The sequence below is a fragment of the Streptomyces sp. 2A115 genome (assembly GCF_052245575.1).
GTDB lineage: Bacteria > Actinomycetota > Actinomycetes > Streptomycetales > Streptomycetaceae > Streptomyces.
Genome location: NZ_JBQQCG010000013.1, coordinates 75,631 through 92,672, shown reverse-complemented (window position 1 = coordinate 92,672; position 17,042 = coordinate 75,631). Strand labels below are relative to the sequence as shown.

At 69.3% G+C, this 17,042-nt stretch carries 17 protein-coding genes and 1 pseudogene; 4 read left to right on the top strand and 14 right to left on the bottom strand.

The features are described from left to right. Positions 1–24: 24 nt before the first annotated feature. From ACTWQR_RS14320 to ACTWQR_RS14270, 11 genes are all read right to left on the bottom strand, one after another. Positions 25–627 carry a response regulator transcription factor gene (locus ACTWQR_RS14320; RefSeq protein ID WP_443227402.1) on the bottom strand — a complete coding sequence of 201 codons (603 nt, stop codon included), beginning with the start codon at positions 625–627 and terminating at the stop codon, positions 25–27. Between the two features lies 1 nt (position 628). After that, complete coding sequence (locus ACTWQR_RS14315; RefSeq protein WP_443227401.1) at positions 629–889, bottom strand: hypothetical protein; 261 nt, start codon at positions 887–889, stop codon at positions 629–631. Continuing rightward, positions 886–1,314, bottom strand: coding sequence for a nuclear transport factor 2 family protein (locus tag ACTWQR_RS14310; RefSeq protein WP_443227400.1), 429 nt, complete (start codon positions 1,312–1,314; stop codon positions 886–888). Before ACTWQR_RS14310 ends, ACTWQR_RS14315 begins: the two co-directional genes overlap by 4 nt. Further along, a complete protein-coding gene (locus ACTWQR_RS14305) occupies positions 1,311–2,147 on the bottom strand; it encodes an ATP-binding cassette domain-containing protein (RefSeq protein ID WP_443227399.1) in 837 nt (278 codons plus the stop codon). Before ACTWQR_RS14305 ends, ACTWQR_RS14310 begins: the two co-directional genes overlap by 4 nt. After that, a complete protein-coding gene (locus ACTWQR_RS14300; RefSeq protein ID WP_443227398.1) occupies positions 2,144–3,889 on the bottom strand; it encodes a dipeptide/oligopeptide/nickel ABC transporter permease/ATP-binding protein in 1,746 nt (581 codons plus the stop codon). Before ACTWQR_RS14300 ends, ACTWQR_RS14305 begins: the two co-directional genes overlap by 4 nt. Continuing rightward, a complete protein-coding gene (locus ACTWQR_RS14295; RefSeq protein ID WP_443227397.1) occupies positions 3,886–4,827 on the bottom strand; it encodes an ABC transporter permease in 942 nt (313 codons plus the stop codon). The genes ACTWQR_RS14300 and ACTWQR_RS14295 overlap by 4 nt, the downstream gene beginning before the upstream one ends. Positions 4,828–4,866: 39 nt before the next feature. Then, complete coding sequence (locus ACTWQR_RS14290) at positions 4,867–6,372, bottom strand: ABC transporter substrate-binding protein (RefSeq protein WP_443227396.1); 1,506 nt, start codon at positions 6,370–6,372, stop codon at positions 4,867–4,869. A 109-nt stretch (positions 6,373–6,481) separates the two neighbouring features. Further along, positions 6,482–7,369 (bottom strand): sugar phosphate isomerase/epimerase family protein, encoded by an 888-nt coding sequence (locus ACTWQR_RS14285; protein ID WP_443227395.1) that lies wholly within the window; start codon positions 7,367–7,369, stop codon positions 6,482–6,484. Beyond that, on the bottom strand, positions 7,366–8,505 hold the full coding sequence (locus tag ACTWQR_RS14280; RefSeq protein ID WP_443227394.1) for a Gfo/Idh/MocA family protein: 1,140 nt from the start codon (positions 8,503–8,505) through the stop codon (positions 7,366–7,368). Before ACTWQR_RS14280 ends, ACTWQR_RS14285 begins: the two co-directional genes overlap by 4 nt. Before the next feature lie 35 nt (positions 8,506–8,540). Beyond that, positions 8,541–9,461 (bottom strand): sugar phosphate isomerase/epimerase family protein, encoded by a 921-nt coding sequence (locus ACTWQR_RS14275; protein WP_443227393.1) that lies wholly within the window; start codon positions 9,459–9,461, stop codon positions 8,541–8,543. Further along, the gene (locus tag ACTWQR_RS14270) at positions 9,458–10,609 is read right to left on the bottom strand and encodes a Gfo/Idh/MocA family protein (protein ID WP_443227392.1); all 1,152 of its coding nucleotides are present in this window, start codon (positions 10,607–10,609) and stop codon (positions 9,458–9,460) included. The genes ACTWQR_RS14275 and ACTWQR_RS14270 overlap by 4 nt, the downstream gene beginning before the upstream one ends. 220 nt (positions 10,610–10,829) lie before the next feature. On the opposite strand from ACTWQR_RS14270, the gene ACTWQR_RS14265 reads away from it, so the two are divergent. After that, positions 10,830–12,071, top strand: coding sequence for an ROK family protein (locus ACTWQR_RS14265; RefSeq protein ID WP_443227391.1), 1,242 nt, complete (start codon positions 10,830–10,832; stop codon positions 12,069–12,071). 276 nt (positions 12,072–12,347) lie between these two features. Here the strand turns inward: ACTWQR_RS14265 and ACTWQR_RS14260 are convergent, their stop codons facing one another. Together ACTWQR_RS14260 and ACTWQR_RS14255 are read right to left on the bottom strand one after the other, a co-directional pair. Next, on the bottom strand, positions 12,348–12,809 hold the full coding sequence (locus ACTWQR_RS14260) for a D-Ala-D-Ala carboxypeptidase family metallohydrolase (RefSeq protein ID WP_443227459.1): 462 nt from the start codon (positions 12,807–12,809) through the stop codon (positions 12,348–12,350). Between the two features lie 911 nt (positions 12,810–13,720). Further along, a pseudogene (locus ACTWQR_RS14255) lies at positions 13,721–13,906 on the bottom strand (ISNCY family transposase); the annotation flags it as partial. A gap of 211 nt (positions 13,907–14,117) precedes the next feature. Here ACTWQR_RS14255 and ACTWQR_RS14250 point away from each other — a divergent pair. The 3 genes from ACTWQR_RS14250 to ACTWQR_RS14240 all read left to right on the top strand — a co-directional run bounded on the left by ACTWQR_RS14250 (position 14,118) and on the right by ACTWQR_RS14240 (position 15,702). Next, complete coding sequence (locus ACTWQR_RS14250; protein ID WP_443227390.1) at positions 14,118–14,507, top strand: hypothetical protein; 390 nt, start codon at positions 14,118–14,120, stop codon at positions 14,505–14,507. Beyond that, positions 14,504–14,698: a helix-turn-helix transcriptional regulator gene (locus tag ACTWQR_RS14245; protein WP_443227389.1), complete on the top strand. Its 195-nt coding sequence runs from the start codon at positions 14,504–14,506 to the stop codon at positions 14,696–14,698. The genes ACTWQR_RS14250 and ACTWQR_RS14245 overlap by 4 nt, the downstream gene beginning before the upstream one ends. 80 nt (positions 14,699–14,778) lie before the next feature. Next, positions 14,779–15,702: a transposase family protein gene (locus ACTWQR_RS14240; RefSeq protein ID WP_443227388.1), complete on the top strand. Its 924-nt coding sequence runs from the start codon at positions 14,779–14,781 to the stop codon at positions 15,700–15,702. A 354-nt stretch (positions 15,703–16,056) separates the two neighbouring features. Here ACTWQR_RS14240 and ACTWQR_RS14235 read toward each other — a convergent pair whose 3' ends face one another. Then, complete coding sequence (locus tag ACTWQR_RS14235) at positions 16,057–16,956, bottom strand: M15 family metallopeptidase (RefSeq protein WP_443227387.1); 900 nt, start codon at positions 16,954–16,956, stop codon at positions 16,057–16,059. Positions 16,957–17,042 lie beyond the last annotated feature (86 nt).

Here is a 17,042-nt window from a genome sequence, read left to right as displayed (position 1 = left end):
TCTCCTAGTCACCGGGCCTCAAGGTCACCGGGCCTCCAGCCGGAGTACGTCCCGGACCAGGGCGGCCATGCTCTCGGCTTCGGTCTTCTCCCGGATCCGGGCCCGGTGGACGTCGACGGTCTTGGTGCTGATGCCGAGCCGCCCGGCGATCTGCTTGTTGGGGACCCCCTCGACGGACAGCGCGAGGACTTCCCTCTCGCGTGCGGTCAGTGACTCGAGCTTGGCGCGCAGGCCGGCCTGTCGCGTCTCGCGCGCGAAGCGCTCGCGGGCCGTGCGCCGGGCGTTCTGCACGACGTCGAGCAGGTGCTGGGGGTCGTAGGGCTTCTCCAGGAAGTCGACGGCGCCGCCTTGCAGCGCGCGCACGGACATCCGGATGTCGCCGTGCGCGGAGACGAAGACGACCGGCAGCGGCGCCCCCGTCTCGTTCAGCAGTTCCTGGACGTCGAAGCCGCTGAGTTCGGGCATCCGGACGTCGAGGACCAGACAGGCCGGACGTCCGCGGTCGTAGGAGCGCAGAAAGGTCCGCGCGTCCCGGAAGCGCTCCGAGGGGATACCGACCGACTCCAGGAGCCAGGCGAGCGACTCGCTCAGCTCCTCGTCGTCGTCGAGGATGTAGACGAGGCACATCTCAGTCGCCCCAGGATGCCTGTGCGGTCCAGTACTCGCTCCCGTCGGCGCTGACCCCGTGCCGCCAGTCGCTGGTGCGGCGCAGGGCGGGTTCGACGCGGGCGGTCGCCCTGTCGGCGCCTTCGGGGCCGTCCTCGTCGACGGTCCAGTGCACCCAGTTGACCTCGCGGCCCGTGCTGTCGTGGGTGAACAGGTCCACGTGGTGCCAGCCGTAGCGGTGGGTGTCGGCATAGCAGGTCAGGAGCATCGTGCGGTCGTTCATCGCTCCTCCGTCAGCGGTGCGCTGAACAGTCGTTCGGTACGGAAGACGGAGATACGGGCCCGGTCCGGGTCGAGCCGGAAGGTCACGTCGAGCTGGGCGACCATGACCTCCGTGTCCCCCGACTCGTAGCGTGAGAGCTGCTGCATCGGCCAACTCCCGTACACCGTGGAACCCGTGGTGGTGCACGTGCCGGGGAGGAGCAGGTGCACGTTCGTGCGGAGGTGGGGGTTGGGCGGGAGATACGCCGACAGCATCGCGACGATCGCCTCGCGGCCCTCGGTTCGTCCGAACCGCTCCCCGTACACGGCGCCGCCGCCCTCCCAGACGGCGTCCTCGGTGAACAGCTCCTCCAACTCGCCCTCCGCGCGCCTGGGGACGTCGCACAGGGCGAGGTAGCGGGTGAGGGTGTCCAGGGCGCCGGTCACGAGGCGGCCGACTTCAGCCGTTCCGCCCGGCGTTGCGCCTGGCGCTCCGGGTCCGGTACCGGGGCGGCGAGCAACAGCCGTTCGGTGTAGGGGTGTTCCGGGCGCTCGGTGACCTGGGCGGCGTCGCCCGTCTCCACGATCTCGCCGCGGTACAGCACGGCCACCCGGTGGCTGATGTGCCGTACGACGGACAGGTCGTGGGTGACGAAGAGGTACGCCACCCCGGTCGCCTCCTGGATCTCGATGAACAGGTCGAGCACCCGGGCCTGGGTCGTCAGATCGAGTGCGCTGACCGGTTCGTCGCAGACGATCAGCCTGGGGTCCCGGCACAGGGCACGGGCGATGGCGATGCGCTGGCGCTGGCCGCCGGAGAACTCGCGGGGCAGTCGGTGGGCCGCGTCCGGGGGGAGGTGGACGTGATCCAGCAGTTCCTGTACGCGGCGTTCCGCCTCTGCGCGGGCGACACCGGTGACGAGCAGCGGCTCGGCGAGGATGTCCATGACCGTCATCGCCGGGTTCAACGAGGTGAAGGGGTCCTGGAAGACGACCTGGATGTCCTTGCTCAGAGCTCGGCGTTCCCGCTTGCCGAGCCGGGAGACGGGCCGTCCCGCGTAGCGGATCTCCCCGCCGGTGACGGGAGCGAGGCCGAGGACCGCCCGCCCCAGGGTCGTCTTGCCGGAGCCGGACTCGCCGACCAGGCCGAGCGTCTCACCGGGCGCGATGGACAGCGAGACCGCGTGCAGCACGCGGAAGGGCTTCTTGCGCCGGCCTTTGCCGGGGTACTCCACGACGACGTCGTCGAGTTCGAGGAGCGGGGACGCCTCGGACGTCATGACGTCACCTCCTTCAGGGGCTTGGCGGGAGCGGGCAGTTCACCACGTGCCGGGCCGCCTTCGAGTGTCGAGTCGAGCAGCATCCGTGTGTAGGGGTGCTCCGGTGCCACGAAGATCTGCCCGGCCGGCGCGGTCTCCACGATGCGGCCGTGCTGCATCACGGCGACCCGGTCGCAGATGTCGGCCACCACACCGAAGTCGTGGGTGACGAGGATCATGCCCATCTCGCGTTCCTGCTGGAGCGAGCGCATCAGGTCGAGCACCTCGGCCTGGACGGTGACGTCGAGCGCGGTGGTGGGTTCGTCGGCGATCAGCAGCCGTGGGTCGCAGGAGACGGCGCCGGCGATGAGGACCCGCTGGGCCATGCCTCCGGAGATCTGGTGCGGGTAGGACCGGAACACCCGTTCCGGGTCCGGGATGCCGACCCGGGCGAGGAGTTCGAGGGCCTTGGCGCGGGCCTCGGCCCGGGACAGCCCCAGGTGCCCCCGCATGGGCTCCATCAGCTGGAACCCGATACGGAAGGAGGGATCCAGGTTGGACATGGGCTCCTGGGGGATGTACGCGATGCCGCGCCCCCGCAGGGCGTTGAGCGCCTTGAGGTCCAGACTCAGCAACTCCGTGCCGTCGAAGACGAGTTGCTCGGCGCTCACCTCGGCCTCGTTCGGCAGCAGTCCGAGGACGGAGAACGCCGTCTGGCTCTTGCCGGAGCCGGACTCGCCCACCAGGCCGAGGACTTCGCCGCGTTCGACGGTGATGCTCACTCCGTCGACGACCCTCTTCTCGCCGTAGGCGACCCGCAGACCGGACACCGTGAGGAGGCGGTCCGGAGCGGGCGCGGAGGCCGTGCCCGCCTTGCGCCCCACCGGTGTGCGGCGTTTGGCCGTCCGGGGCTCGGCCGGGCCCAGTGCGTCCCGCACCGCGTTGCCCACGAGGCTCGACGCGAGGATGGTCAGGCCCATCGCCGCACCGGGCCAGACCAGCAGCGCGGGCGCGTTGTAGACGTTGGTGAAGGCGTCGCCCAGCATCGCGCCCCAGCTGGCCTGGGACGCCTTGCCCAGACCGAGGAAGGCGAGGCCCGCCTGGATGCCGATCGCCACGGCGAACACCTGGGTCGCCTGGATGACGGACGGCGCGATGACCACGGGCAGGATGTGCCGGCGCATGATCCGCGCGTCGCCGAGGCCGGAGACGCGGGCGGCGTCGACGTACAGTTCCTCGCGCACCGCGAGCACCGAGGCCCGGATGAGGCGGAAGACCATCGGGGCCATGATGACGCCGAGGACGATCATGGCGACATTGAGGTCCTGCGAGACGGCCGCCATGACCACGAGCATCACGATGATCGCGGGTACGGCCATCACGACGTTGGTGATCCAGCCGGCCGTCGCGTCGAACCAGCCCCGGTAGTAGCCGCTGACCAGTCCGAGCGGGCCGCCCACCGCGAAGGCGACGAGGACGGCGAGGGTGCCGCCCACGAGACTGGTGCGGCCGCCGTACAGCAGCCGGGACAGCACGTCCCGGCCGACGCCGTCCCCGCCGAGCGGGTGGGTGCCCGACATGGGGGCGAGCGTGTCCGCGAGAACGCTGTGGTCCGGGGCGTGGCCGGTGAGCAGTGGCGCCGCGAGGCTCGCGGCGATCACCAGGGCCAGGACGACCAGGCAGACGACTGCCAGCGGGTCGCGCAGTGCCCGGCGCAGGAGGCGGTCGCGCCCCGGGGCCGGAATCTGGGCCACATCGGTCATGAGACACGCACCTTGGGGTTGAGCCAGCCGTACGCGATGTCCAGCAGCAGGTTCACGGCGACGACGATCACGACGGTGACCACGACCGTGCCGAGCAGCACGGGTGCGTCACCCCGTACGGCGGCCGAGTTGGCGAGGGAGCCGATGCCGGGCAGACCGAACACCTTCTCCACCACGACGGCGCCGCCGATCAGGCCGATGAACTGCAGGGCGAGTACGGTCAGGGCCGGCGGTGCCGCGTTGCGCAACGCGTGCCGGAACACGACACTGCGGGTGGCCAGCCCGCGGCTGCGCAGGGTGCGTACGAAGTCGGCCCGAAGGACGTCGATCAGGGCGCCGCGCACCTGCATCGCGGTGGCGGCGGTCGCGCCGACGGCCAGGGACAGGGCGGGCAGGGTGATGGAGCGAAGCCAGCCGCCGGGCGAGGCGGCGAGGTCGACGTAGCCAGTGGCCGGGAGCCAGTCCAGCCGGACGGCCAGTGTGACGGCGAGGACGAGGGCGATCAGGAAGCTCGGCACCGCGGTGCCGAGCACCGAGGCGAACTGCACGAGGCGGTCCACCCAGCCGCCGCGCAGGGCCGCCACGGTGCCCAGCACCACGCTGAGCACCGCCGCGACCAGCATTCCGGCGATCACCACGGAGAGGGTGACGGGCAGGGTGTCCGTCAGGGACTGGTTCACCGGGTCGCCGGTGAACCACGAACTGCCCAGGTTTCCCCGCAGGGCCTGTTCGGCCCAGTGCCAGTAGCGCTCCACCAGAGGCTGGTCCAGTCCGAGTTCGTGGCTCTTGGCGGCCACCGCGGACCGCGATGCCGTCTCGCCCAGTACGTTGCGGGCGACATCGGTACCCGTGAGGCTGAGCAGCAGGAATGTCGCGGTGGCCACGACGACCACCAGGACGGCGCCGGCGGCGATGCGCCGGAACAGGAAGACGAGCACGGTCGGTTCCTCCTTCCGCGTGCCGGAACGGACCGGCGACTACTTCGCCGGCGTGTAGTTGTAGATCGGCGGGTACTGGGTGCCGGGCTGCGGAGTCACCTTGACGTCCTTCGCGGTCGCGTAGGCGTTGGCGATGACACTCCAGGGGGCGTTCCACGCCTGGTCGACGACGTAGGTGTTGAGCTCCGTGAAGAGCGCCTCGCGCTCGGCCCCGGTCGTCCTGCCGATCCGGGCGACGAGGTCGTCGGCCTGGGCATCGCCGTACTTGAAGGGGTTCCAGGTCGACTTCTTCGTCAGCTGCAACTGGACCTTGTCCCAGGCGGTGGGCGCGCCGAGCTTGAAGTACGACATCGGGTACTTGCCGGACAGCATGGCGCTGAAGACCTGGTCGCCGGGCACGGTGTCCAGCTTGACCTTGATGCCGATGTCCTTGAGGGACTGGGTGAGCGCGGCCTGCTCCTGCGGGAAGTTCGCCGAGAGGTCCGGGAGGGTGACGGCGAAGCCGTTGGGGTAGCCGGCCTGCGCGAGCAGTGCCTTGGCCTTCGCCGGGTCGTATGGGTACTTGTCGTTGAGCTCGGCCTGGTAGCCGTCCTCACCCTTGGCGAACATCTGCGTCGTGGAGGTGCCCAGGCCGGTCTTGGCCGACTTGATGATCGCTTGCCTGTCGAACGCGTGGTTCAGCGCCTGACGCACCTTCAACTTGCCGAGGGCGGGCACCTTCTTGCCGCCTCGGTCCCAGATGTAGAGGCCCTCGATGTCGCCGGGTTGGTAGGTGACCACGTTCAGACCCCGGCCCTGGACCGTCTTGACCCGGTTGAGGTTGAGCGTGGCACCGTCGAGCTGGCCGGACATCAGGGCGTTGGTGCGTGCGGTCGGATCGCCCAGGTACTTGATGACGATCTTGTCGTAGGGGAAGGCCTTCGCGTTCCAGTAGTCGGGATTGCGGGCGTAGGTGTAGGTCTGCCCGGCGGTGGAGGCGCCCGTGTCCAGCTTGTACGGTCCCGAGCCGACCGGGGTCCTGGGGTTGTCCAGCGCCTTGGGGCCGGCGATCATGCCGGAGACCTGGCCGAGCGCGGGCAGCAGGGCCGCGGTGGGGTGGCTCAGCCTGATGGCGACGGTCTGGGCGTCGACGACGTCGACTCCCGCGATGTCCTGGATCTCGCCGGCGGCGCTGGCCGTGCCGCTCTTGGTGTGCAGCAGGCTCTTCTTGACCGCGTCGGCGTCGAGCGGGGTGCCGTCGGTGAATTTGACCCCCTTGCGCAGCTTCAGCGTCAGGGTCGTCTGGGCCTTGTCGTACGACCAGGACGTGGCCAGGTTGGGGGTCGGCTCCCCCTTGGTGTTCAGCCGGATCAGGGTGTCGTACACGGGCTGGTAGTACTGGGACTCGGGTCCCATGCTCGCCTTGGCCAGGTCCCACGGCGTGGCCGTGACCGACTCGGCGAGGGTGAGGGTCTTGTCCGTGCCGGCGGCCTGGGTACCGCCGCCGCAGGCCGTGATCGTCGCTGTCAGAAGTCCGGCGCCGACGAACGCCATTGTCTTGCGCATGTTCTCTCCACCTGTCTCAAAACCTTCGGCTCCTGTGTGTCCCCCGGGTCGCCCCGCTGCCGGCCGTGCACTGCCGGTACCACTCGTGTGTCGCGTAAGCCGGTCATGGCTACGCCTGCCGCTCCGTCCACTCCCCGCAGAGCCGCACGCTCTCCTCCGCCGTCGGCCGGGCGCCCCGGTCGACCTCGACGATCAGCCAGCCGTCGAAGTCGTCGGGCAGCGCGCCGACGAAGCCCTCGATGTCGGCGTTTCCGTGGCCCGGCTCCGACCACAGCCCCGCCAGTACCGTCTTGCGGTAGTCCCAGCCCGCCTCCCGCGCCTGGGCGGCGAGGCCGAGGTCCAGGTCCTTGATGTGGACGCTCGCCACCCGGTCCGCGTAGTCGCGGACGAGCTGCGCGGGGTCGGCACCCGCCCAGGCCAGATGGCCCATGTCGGGTCCGAAGCCGAGGACGGAGGCGTCGACGGTGTCGAGGATGAAACGGGTCTCCTCGTCCGTCTCGGCCCAGGTGCCCACGTGCGGGTGGAAGGCCGGGGTGATTCCCTCCGCGCGGATGATCGTGGCGATCTCGGCCAGGAGGTCCCGCACCCGTTCCAGCCGGTCACGTTCGGCGAGGTGGCCGACGGCCGGGCGGGCCACGCGTTCGGCGTCCTTGGCCATCCCCATGGCGAGGAAGACGGTGGGCACACCGAGTGCCGCGTGCTGTGCGGCGACACGGGCGGCGGTGTCGCGGAAGGTCTGCCGTTCGGTCGCGTCGTCGGTGAGACGGACCGGGATGTAGCCGGGTGCCGGGCTGATGCCGTACTCGGCGAGCCGTGCGGCGTACTCCTTCGGTGTCAGGTCGGCGGGGACGGCGCTGTGCAGCGCCCTGATGCCCGCGTCGCGAATGACTTCGAGCTGCCGTTCGAGCGGCGGGGCGAGTGTGGGGTCGATCCAGCCGTCGGCGCTCGCGACCCACTGCAGGGGGTTGATGGCGAGGCGGTCCTGCCTGGGCTTCACGGTGTGCTGTCCTCTCGGTGGGTGGCAAGGGTGGTGGGGCGGGGCTCGGGGCGCTCACAGCTGCTCGTCAGGTCGACGAAACGCCTCTCCCGCTGGGAGGTCTCGAAGCTCGCCAGCACCTCGAGCGTGTGGAAGGCGAACCGCGGGTTCGCACGGTGCGGGCCGCCCTCGATCGCGTCGGCGAGGTCGCGCACTCCGAGTCCGCGGCGGTGCTGTTCGGACGTGCCCACGGCGCCGAAGAGCTCGGTGACCGGAGTGAGTACCTGCCACTCCTCGTCCCCGTGGCGCTTGAGGCGCACATCACCGTCGAAGAAGTTCGGGTTGGGCAGGGCGAGGGTGCCCTCGGTGCCGTAGATCTCGATGCGCGGGAGTTCGGTGTCCCAGACGTCGAAGCTCATCAGGGTGGTGACAAGGGCTCCGGAGGCGAGGGTCAGGGTGGCCGAGGCATGGGTGGGGACCTCGACGGTGACCTCGTCGACCACACGCCCGGGGCTGGTGACCCTGCGCGTCGGCGATCCGACACGGGTGGCAGCGGACACCTGTGCGACCGGGCCGAGACAGTTGACTAGCGCGGCCAGGTAGTAGGGGCCCATGTCGAGCACGGGGCCGCCGCCGGGGCCGTAGAAGGCGCGCGGGTCCGGGTGCCAGGTCTCGGCTCGGCTGGACCGTACGAAGGCGGTGGCGCCGACGGCCTCGCCGATGCGGCCGGTGTCGATCGCGTGCCGGGCGGTCTGCACGGCGCTGCCGAGGAAGGTGTCAGGAGCCGACCCGAGCAGCGCCGTACTGCTCGTGGCGGCGTCGAGGACCTCGCGGGCCTCCTCGACGGTGGCCGCGAGCGGCTTCTCGACGTAGACGTGCTTGCCGTTCTCCAGCGCGGCGATGACGGTCTTGGCGTGGAACTGCGGCGGGGTGATGTTGACGACGATGTCCACGGACGGGTCCCCGAGCAGTTCGTCGCCGTCGCCCCAGGCCGGTATGCCGTACTCGGCCGCGACCTGCCGGGCGCGCGCCGTGTCGACGTCGGCCACACGGACCACTTCGAGCTCCGGGAAGAGCCTCAGGCCCTCGGCGTAGCGGCCGAAGATGTTGCCGGCGCCCAGGATCCCGATGCGGTGCCGTGCTGCTTGCCGATCCATGAATGTCCCGCAATCCGTTGAAGGTTGACGATGCGTCAGGCAACGATGAGAGGCCGCAGCGTCCGGTGCGCGATCTCCAGCCCGGTCTTGACCCGGTCCTCGGAGCCGCCCCAGACGGGGTCCTCGTGCTCGACGGACAGGGTGCCGGTGAAGCCGTTCTCGTACAGGGCGTCGACGACGGCGTTCCAGTCGACGTCGCCGCGGCCCGGTACGCGGTAGCGCCACCAGCCCGTGTCCCAGGGGTCCTGGCGGCGGACCGCCTTGCCGAAGAAGCCGTAGCGGCCGACCCTGCCGGGCAGGACCTGCAGGTCCTTGGCCTGGGCGTGGACGATCCGGTCGGCGTACGGCGCGATCGTGGTGACCGGGTCGATGCCGATCCAGGTGAGGTGGGAGGGGTCCCAGTTGAGGTAGAGGCCGAGGGAGAACATCCACTCCCACAGCTCGGGCGAGTACGCGAGGTTGCCCGGGTAGCCGTCGGGGTGCCAGCCCTCCATCACACAGTTCTCGATGATGATCCGGACGCCCTTCTCCCCCGCGTACTCGACGAGGTCGGGGAAGACCTTCTCGGCCTCTTCGAGGTTCGCCGCCACCGGGCGGGTCCAGTCGCGGCCGACGAAGGTGCCCACGTAAGGGACATCGAGCAGGGCCGCCGTGTCCACGACCGCCTTGAGGTGGTCGTGGATGTCGGATCGCCGGTCCGGGTCGGGGTGGAGGTTGTTCTCGTAGTAGGCGAGGGCGGAGATACCGAGGCCATGGCGCTGCATGAGGGCCCGGGTCTCGTCGGCCGCGCGGTCGTCGAAGCCGGTCACCGGGAGATGTGCCGCCTCGAAGTCGCGGCCTCCGGTGATCGGCCAGGCGGCGACCTCCAGGGCCTCGTACCCTGCCTCGCCCGCCCAGGCGGCGATCTCGGCGAGGGAGAGCCCGGGCAGGCAGGCGGTGAGCATGCCGAGTTTCATGCGGTGACCTCCGGTCCAACGCGTGTGGTGGTGACGTCTGTCCAGGCGAGCGATGCGGCGGAGCTCAGCGCGGCCTCGACGATGTGGGCCGAGCGGACCCCGTCGGCACCGGTGGGCAGGCCGTCGGGCGTCGCACCACGGACGGCCGCGTAGGCGTCGGCGACGAAGGAGCTGAAGCAGTCGGCGTAGCCCTGCGCATGACCGGCGGGCAGGCGGGAGAGCCGGCGCTGCTCGGGTGAGCCGTGGTTCGGGTCCCGGAACAGCACGCGGGCTCCGTCCGGCGCGCCGAGCCAGACGGTCTCGGGGTTCTCCTGGTCGAAGACGGCGCTCGCGGCCGAACCATCGAGCTCGAACCAGAGCCGGTTCTTGCGGCCGGCCGACACCTGGGACACCGTCAGCGTGCCAAGGACACCGTCTCCGGTACGCAGCAGTACGGTCGCGACGTCCTCGGTGCGAACCTCGACACGCGGCCCGCCGACGGCGGTGCTGAAACTCGTGTCGGTACCGGCGGGCCGGGTGGCGACCGTGGTGCCGAGTCGCGCGGACACCTCTGTGAAGCGCACTCCGGCGACCCACTCGACGAGATCGCACCAGTGCGAGCCGATGTCCGCGAACGCCCGGGAGGGGCCGCCGACGGCCGGGTCGACACGCCAGGACATGGCGTTCTCGGACAGCATCCAGTCCTGCAGGTAACTGCCGTGGATCAGCTGCCAGGCGCCGAACTCGCCGCGCAGCCGACGCTCACGTATCTCCCGGACGAGCGGGTGATAGCGGTAGACGAAGGGGACCGCCAGCATCAGGCCCGCTTCCTCGGCCCGTCGAGTCAGGCGTTCCGCTTCGGCGGCCGACGTGGCGAGCGGCTTCTCACAGATCACGTGCTTGCCCGCGGCGAGGGCTGCCTCCACCTGCCGCACGTGCAGGGCGTTGGGTGTGCAGACGTGCACCACGTCGACACCGTCATCAGCGAGGACGGACTCGAAGTCCGGGTGACGGGCGGGCACATGCCAGGCCTTGGCGACCTGCGCGCCTCGCTCGGGGGTCGAGGCCACCACTCCGGCCAGTTCGCCGCCGGCGGCACGGACGGCGGCAACGTGCACGGCACCGATCATCCCGGTCCCCACCACTACAGCCCGGATCGAACCCGGCATCGGCGCACCTCCATCGTTCAACCTTCTGCTGCGGCTGGAGAGCCGCGTTGCGCATCACCATGGTTTAGTTCGGCTGAAGAGCACAAGAGGGGGCATTTAATTTTCTTTCAGGCCTAATGGAGGTAGAAATACGACCAACATGCCCAGTTCATGCGCCTATGGATCTACCTTCCGAGGCCCTCATTGACGGGCATAAGGCGGCACCATTACGTTCATGGGAATGCATAAAGATGATGGTTACACCGAGGAACATGTGGCGTCGGCGTCCGCGGCGGTGCCCTTGGCGCTGCGCCGGGTGCTGGGACTCGTGGTGTCCGGGGCGGCAACCAACCGGGCGGAGATCGCCCGGCGCAGTGGCCTGGCCCGCTCGACCGTGGGTCAGCAGGTCGACCATCTCGTCGGCACCGGCATCCTGGAGGAGGTCGAGTCCAGGCGGTCCGTCCGGGGCCGACCACCCCGTGTGCTGACCATCAGCCCGCAGGCCGGGACGGTCGCTGTGGTGGACGTCGACACCGCGGAGTCACAGGTCGCCATCGCCGATCTGACTCGGCGGATGATCGCGCGAGACACTGTGGGTGTCCGAATCGACGCCGGTCCCCAAGCGGTGTTGAACGCGGTGGCGGAACGGCTCCAAAGCCTGCTGGAATCGAACCACCGCGATCCCGGCCGCGTGCGTGCGGTCGTCGTCGGCCTGCCCGGTCCGGTGGACTTCGAACAGGGCTGCGCGGTTCAACCCACCGGGATGCCGGGCTGGGACGGCTACCCGGTGGCGGAACACCTGCGGGAGCGCTTCCATTGTCCCGTCGTCGTGGACAACGACGTCAACCTGATGGCTATGGGCGAGGTCACCCAGGCTCGGCTCGAGACCCCGTTGCTCTGCCTCAAGATCGCGACCGGCATCGGCGCGGGGCTCATCACCGCCGACGGTGACGTGTACCGCGGCGCCGACGGGGCGGCCGGCGACATCGGGCACATCAGAGCCGTAGGCGGCGGCAACGTCCTGTGCGCCTGCGGGAACGTCGGCTGCGTCGGCGCCCTGGCCTCCCACCGCGCGGTGCTGCGGGGCCTCGGCATCCCGGAAGTGACCACCGACGACCCACTCTTCGGCACCCGCGAGCTCGCCCGGCGCATCGCCGACAGCGATCCGACCGCGCTGCATGCCGTACGCCAGGCAGCCACGGAGATCGGAGAGGTGGTGGCCATGCTGGTGCACATGTTCAATCCCCGCACCGTGGTGCTCGCCGGCCCACTCAGTGAACTCCGGGACGACCTCGTCTCGGCCGTACGCGCCGCCGTGTACCAGCGCGCCCTGCCCTTGGCCACCCGCAAGCTGACCATCACCGCGACCCAGCTGAAGGGGAACTCAGGACTGCACGGCGGTGTCGCCCTCGGCACACAGGACGTGTTCAGTCCCGCGGGGATCGCACGGTTGCTTTCCGACGAGCCGGGACCGGATCGATAGGCACCGGCAACGCCCGTGGCCGACCGCGGCCCTCAGCGGCCGGAGAACTGAGCCCTCGCCCAGGTTTGAAGACCCTGCGGCCCATGGACAGCCGACCAGCGCCATGGTGACTCAGCGGGGCACTCACCAGTGTGGGCGATATCGGCGCCGAAGGGCGGGGCATCCGAAGGTTTGCGTGGGCCTTGCGTTCCCGGCCACGCGGTGTCCGCCTGCGGGATTACCGCGAGCGAGTTCCCCCTTGCGTGCCGGCGAACCCGCTTCTCATCCGGCCCGCCCTCAGATGCCGCCCGTGGGCGCCAGCCAGTAGGGACTGGTTCGGTGGTAGACGCGCGTGTGGTCGTCGTGGCCGGGGGCCGGGGTGGCCGGGTCGAGGATGCCCCGGAATCCGTGGTTGCGGGCCTGTTTGGCGAGGGTGCACAGGGAGTGCGGGCCGGCACCGAGGTCGCCGGCATCGCCGTACAGGTGGCGGCTGTTGCTGGCACCGCCCACGGCACTGTTGCAGGTGTACAACCGGAAGCCGCTGGTGACGGTGATCGGCTGGTCGCCGAGTGCGTGCCGCATGGCCTTCTGCACCACCGCGAACCGGTCCGGCACCCGGCCCGCGACCACACTGCGACCACCAGCCCTCCAGACACACGAAAAACCGCCCTCCCGAAATCGAGAGAACGGCCTCCGACCTGCATCAAAGCTGGTCGGGACGACAGGATTTGAACCTGCGACCCCTTGCCCCCCAGTCAGGTGGGGTCTGAGCGGCGTGCGAAGGATCGTTCTTCGAGGTCACTGTCCAGCGTACTCAGCCGAGTAAAGGACTCTGTGCACTCAGGCCTCCGCCGGGCCGCCTCGTCGCCTCACGCACCGCCTTCCGCCCGTCGAGGGGAACGCAACGAACTCTGACTTTTCGCATCGTCTCGCTTCGGCCAAGAGCCAGCAAGTTGGAACATGCATGCGGGCCTTGCGCTCTGAGGCCACTCTGGCCGACGTGCCGTCGAGACCCCCGTTTAGCGGTGCGAGTCGTTCAAAGGAACGTCTTCGTCGAGCCCCCTACCCTCCCAGCGCCGCGTGCCCTCGACACCCCTCTCAGGTGAATCGATCCCGGACTGGTGGCCGCTCTACGCGTCGACTTCAGCCCCGAGTTGGGGCTACTGAACGGAGAGGTCGGCTTCGCGGGCGGATATCACCGATCGCGATGCGCAGGCGCTGGTAGTTGAACCAGGCGATCCGTTCCGCAGTGGCGAGCGTGACCTCGGCGAACTCGATCCGTGCGCAGCGAGATGCTGTTTTCCAAGGGCGGTCATCGCGGAGAACCGGCTGATCCGGCCGGTCGGCACTCAGCAAATCCGAGCGTGCAGCGCCGGGGCCACCTTCGCTCTTGAGCAGGCCGAGGCCTGCACGCCGACACGGCCCACGACTGCCGGGGCCTATTGAAGATGGTTGCGCGGCGGGCGCGTTGGAATCCGGATCGCCCGCGCGGTCATCGAGTCCGGTCAGCGACCGGTCCGCCGCAGGAGGGTGATCGAGCAGACCATGTCCTGACTGTCCGGCTATCGTCGGCTGAACCCTCGCTACGAGCACCAGTAACTACCTGGCGTCCTCGGACTTGCCCCGGCGAGGGCACTGCGAGTGACGCGACGCGGTCAAAAGCGGCCAGCCCGCCACACGGTCCGGCCGGCACAAGACGGTTGCCGATGTCGAGCAACGAACACTTCCCGCCACGGGGCGATGAATCGCTCGTCGTCCAGGTACGCATCGATCTGGGCCAGCTCGACCGGTAGCTGCCGGGCTTGCTCCGGCAGCACCTCCCACCACGTGTCCTGTACTCCCGCGACACGCAACACCGCCACCACCCCCGGCCGCCGACGACCCAGCTCAACTGTCGCGGCCGCCGACAGCCCGGACCAGCTCTCCCCATAGGCCAACGCAACGGCACCAACGACTTCTTCAGGGGCAAGTAGCTAGGCGGCACTCGATGTCAAGCACACTTGACATCACGGCGAGGCACCTTGTAGCGTGTCAAGTGTGTTTGACAATCGTGCCGAGGGAGCACCCGTGAAAGCACGCAACGAGATCAAGGCGACCGCTCGGCTTGCCCTCTGGACGCTCGCCTGGGTGGCAACCCTTGCCTTGGCCAGCTTCCCCAGCCTGTGGGATTCGCAGCCGGTGGCGAGCTGGGCTGCAGTTGCCGCCAGCCTTGCCGTTGGCATCGGAATGATCGTCGCGCACGCCCGCCTTCTCCGAGAAATGGATGAGTTGCAGCGAAAGATCATGCTGGATGCGCTGGCGATCTCCCTCGGAGCGGGGTTTGTCGGCGGAATGGCCTATGTCGTCGCTGACGCCGCCGACCTAATTGCCTTCGACGCCGACGCTGGAATGTTCCCCGTGCTTCTGGGGATCGTCTACCTGATCGCCTACGCCGTTGGCAACCTGAGGTACCGATGAAGAACCGCCTCAAAGACCTTCGGACTGAACGCAACTGGACCCAGGCAGACCTGGCTCAGCGTGCCGGCGTGTCCAGGCAGACGATCAACGCCATCGAAACAGGGAAGTTCGACCCAAGCCTTCCCCTCGCCTTCAGTCTCGCCAAGCTCTTCGCCCTGAGGATCGAAGAGCTCTTCCTCGACGATCAATGACGCGCAGGTCTTACGGCGTGGTGCGGTACGATCGCGCCTCGTCCAGGACGTGAACAGGGCCGTGCGGGTTGGGTGTTGTTGTGACGCAATACCTGGCCCGCACCGCCTTCTCGCATCGCATCTGCACCGGCATCTCCCGGAAACACCTCGGCAGGATCATCGAGGAGCTGGCCGATCCGTGGATGGCCCAGCAGAACTCCAGACTGCGTGAACGCCGAGGTCATGAGCGTCTGCGTGCCAAGGGCGCCGGGCCCGACCATGAGTTGGTCTTCGTCGACCGGGTCATCGTGACCCTGGTGGTGCTGCGCTTCCAGCTCCCACACGCGGCCCTCGCGTTGTTCTACGAAGTAGACCGCTCCACCGCCACCCGGGCGGTGCACGAGATCCGCCCTCTGTTGGCAGCCCGGGGGTGTGCCGTACCGGGTCGGCTCGACCTGCGGATTCGCACTCTGGCCGATGTCTTCGCCTACGCCGCGTCCGAAGGAGTCGAGCTGCGGTTGGACGGCACCGAGGTCCAGGTGCGCCGCCCGCGCGCGAACACGCCCGGCCGCCGCGCCTTCGTCTCAGGCAAGAAGAAGCAGAACACCAAGAAGGCCACCGTCATCACCGACGGGCACGGCCGGACGCTGTGGGCCGGGGCTTTCCGGCCCGGCCGCATGCACGATCAAACAGCCGTGCGCACCGAGGGCATCGCCGACCTGTTCACGCAATTCCCCGAGGTCAAGGCCAAGGTCGATGCCGGGTACCGGGGGCTGGCCAAGGAGTTCCCTGACCGGGTGCAGGCCCCGCCACCCAAGCCGAGGAAGGGCACGTCGCCGGAGAAGACCGCCGCCTGGGAGGAAGTACGAAAGCAGCAGTCCTCGGAGCGGATCTGCGTCGAGCACGCCAACGCCGAGCACAAGCAGTGGCGGTCCCTCCAGCGGTACATCGGACGCCGTGAGTACTTCGACGAGACCTACTCGGCAACCGCCGGCCTGGTCTCCGACCGTGCCGCCATGCGGTGATCAACCCCCAGACAACCCGCCAGGCGGGCACGGCCCGACCTCAATCGCGCACCACGCCGTAAAATCGCAGACTCCCGAGCCGGGCGCCGCCTGCACCGGCGGGCTGACCACCTCATGAGGGACACGGCTGTGACGGCACCGGACGTGACGGACGCCGACGACCCGCGCCCACGAGCCTCCGCCAAGCGGTGATCGACAAGGTCGTGCCTGTGTCGTCTCTGAGTGACAACCCGCTGGCAGACCCGACCAGGTCCAACGGCAGGCGCAGCCCGCGTCACGGCCCAGCGGGTACGGACGGCGACGTCGGCGGCGTCCGGGGCGCACGCCCTCACGCCGCCGACCGGTCTCCCCCACTCACCCCGCGGGTGTTGTCTCCTCGGCCGTGGAGCTGGAGGGGGTGGCTGACGGGCCCTTGAAGGGCTTGGACGGGTACCCGGTGTCGAAGTGCATGTAGTCGGGCACCTTGATGTCCTGCCAGATCCATCCCTCTTCCATGAACTCCCGCCAGACCAGACCGTTCTTGAGGATCTTGCCCGGCCCCTCGGTGCGCGCGGCGTACTTGGAACTCGGCGACCACTTCTTGGTGCGCAGGTTGGTCCACGGGTTCTCGAGGGGGTTGATGTCGATCGCGCGGCCGTTGGCGTGCGGGGACTCCCTGAACGGGGCGTTGATCTGGTCGGGGCGGCGGCAGTTGAACGCGGAGGTGTTGTCGTCGGCCAGGCTGGCGTCGAGGTCTCCGTCGTAAGCCTCCATCGGCTGCATACGGCGGATGGGGAAGCGTTCCTCGAACAGTCGCGTGAAGATGCGGACGACGCTGGCCGTCACATCGGCGTTGACCACGAGGACACCGCGGTGTATCTCGCCGTCGAAGCCCACGTAGTTCATCTCCACGCGGCGCAGCTGGTCGCGGACGTCGGGACAGCCCTTGCGCCACAGTCCCGCCGCCACCGTGCGGGACCACTGTGCGTCCGTGATCTCTTCGACGGCGGCATCCAGGGACGGTGTGGGCGACGGTGTGGGTGTGGGGCTGGAATTCTCGGAGGGCCGCGCCGACGTTCCGTCGGAGCTGTCGGCACCCGACGCCGACGAAGACGAGCAGCCGCCGGCCAGAAGCGCCGTCATGAAGAGCAGCGCCAGGCTGCCGAGGGCGAGCTTCCGGCGCCGCCCACCCTCGCGGGCCGATGCTGCCGTGTCCCTGTTCGGGTGGTGGAGGTGGGCGCGCGTGCGCTCCGTCTCCGGTGCGTGGCTGGTCAAGCAGAGTCTCCTGGAGTGCTTCCGGGGCACCCGCGCCGGGCACGGCCGCGATCCCGGTACGGGGATGATCTGGTTGTTCGGGGCTG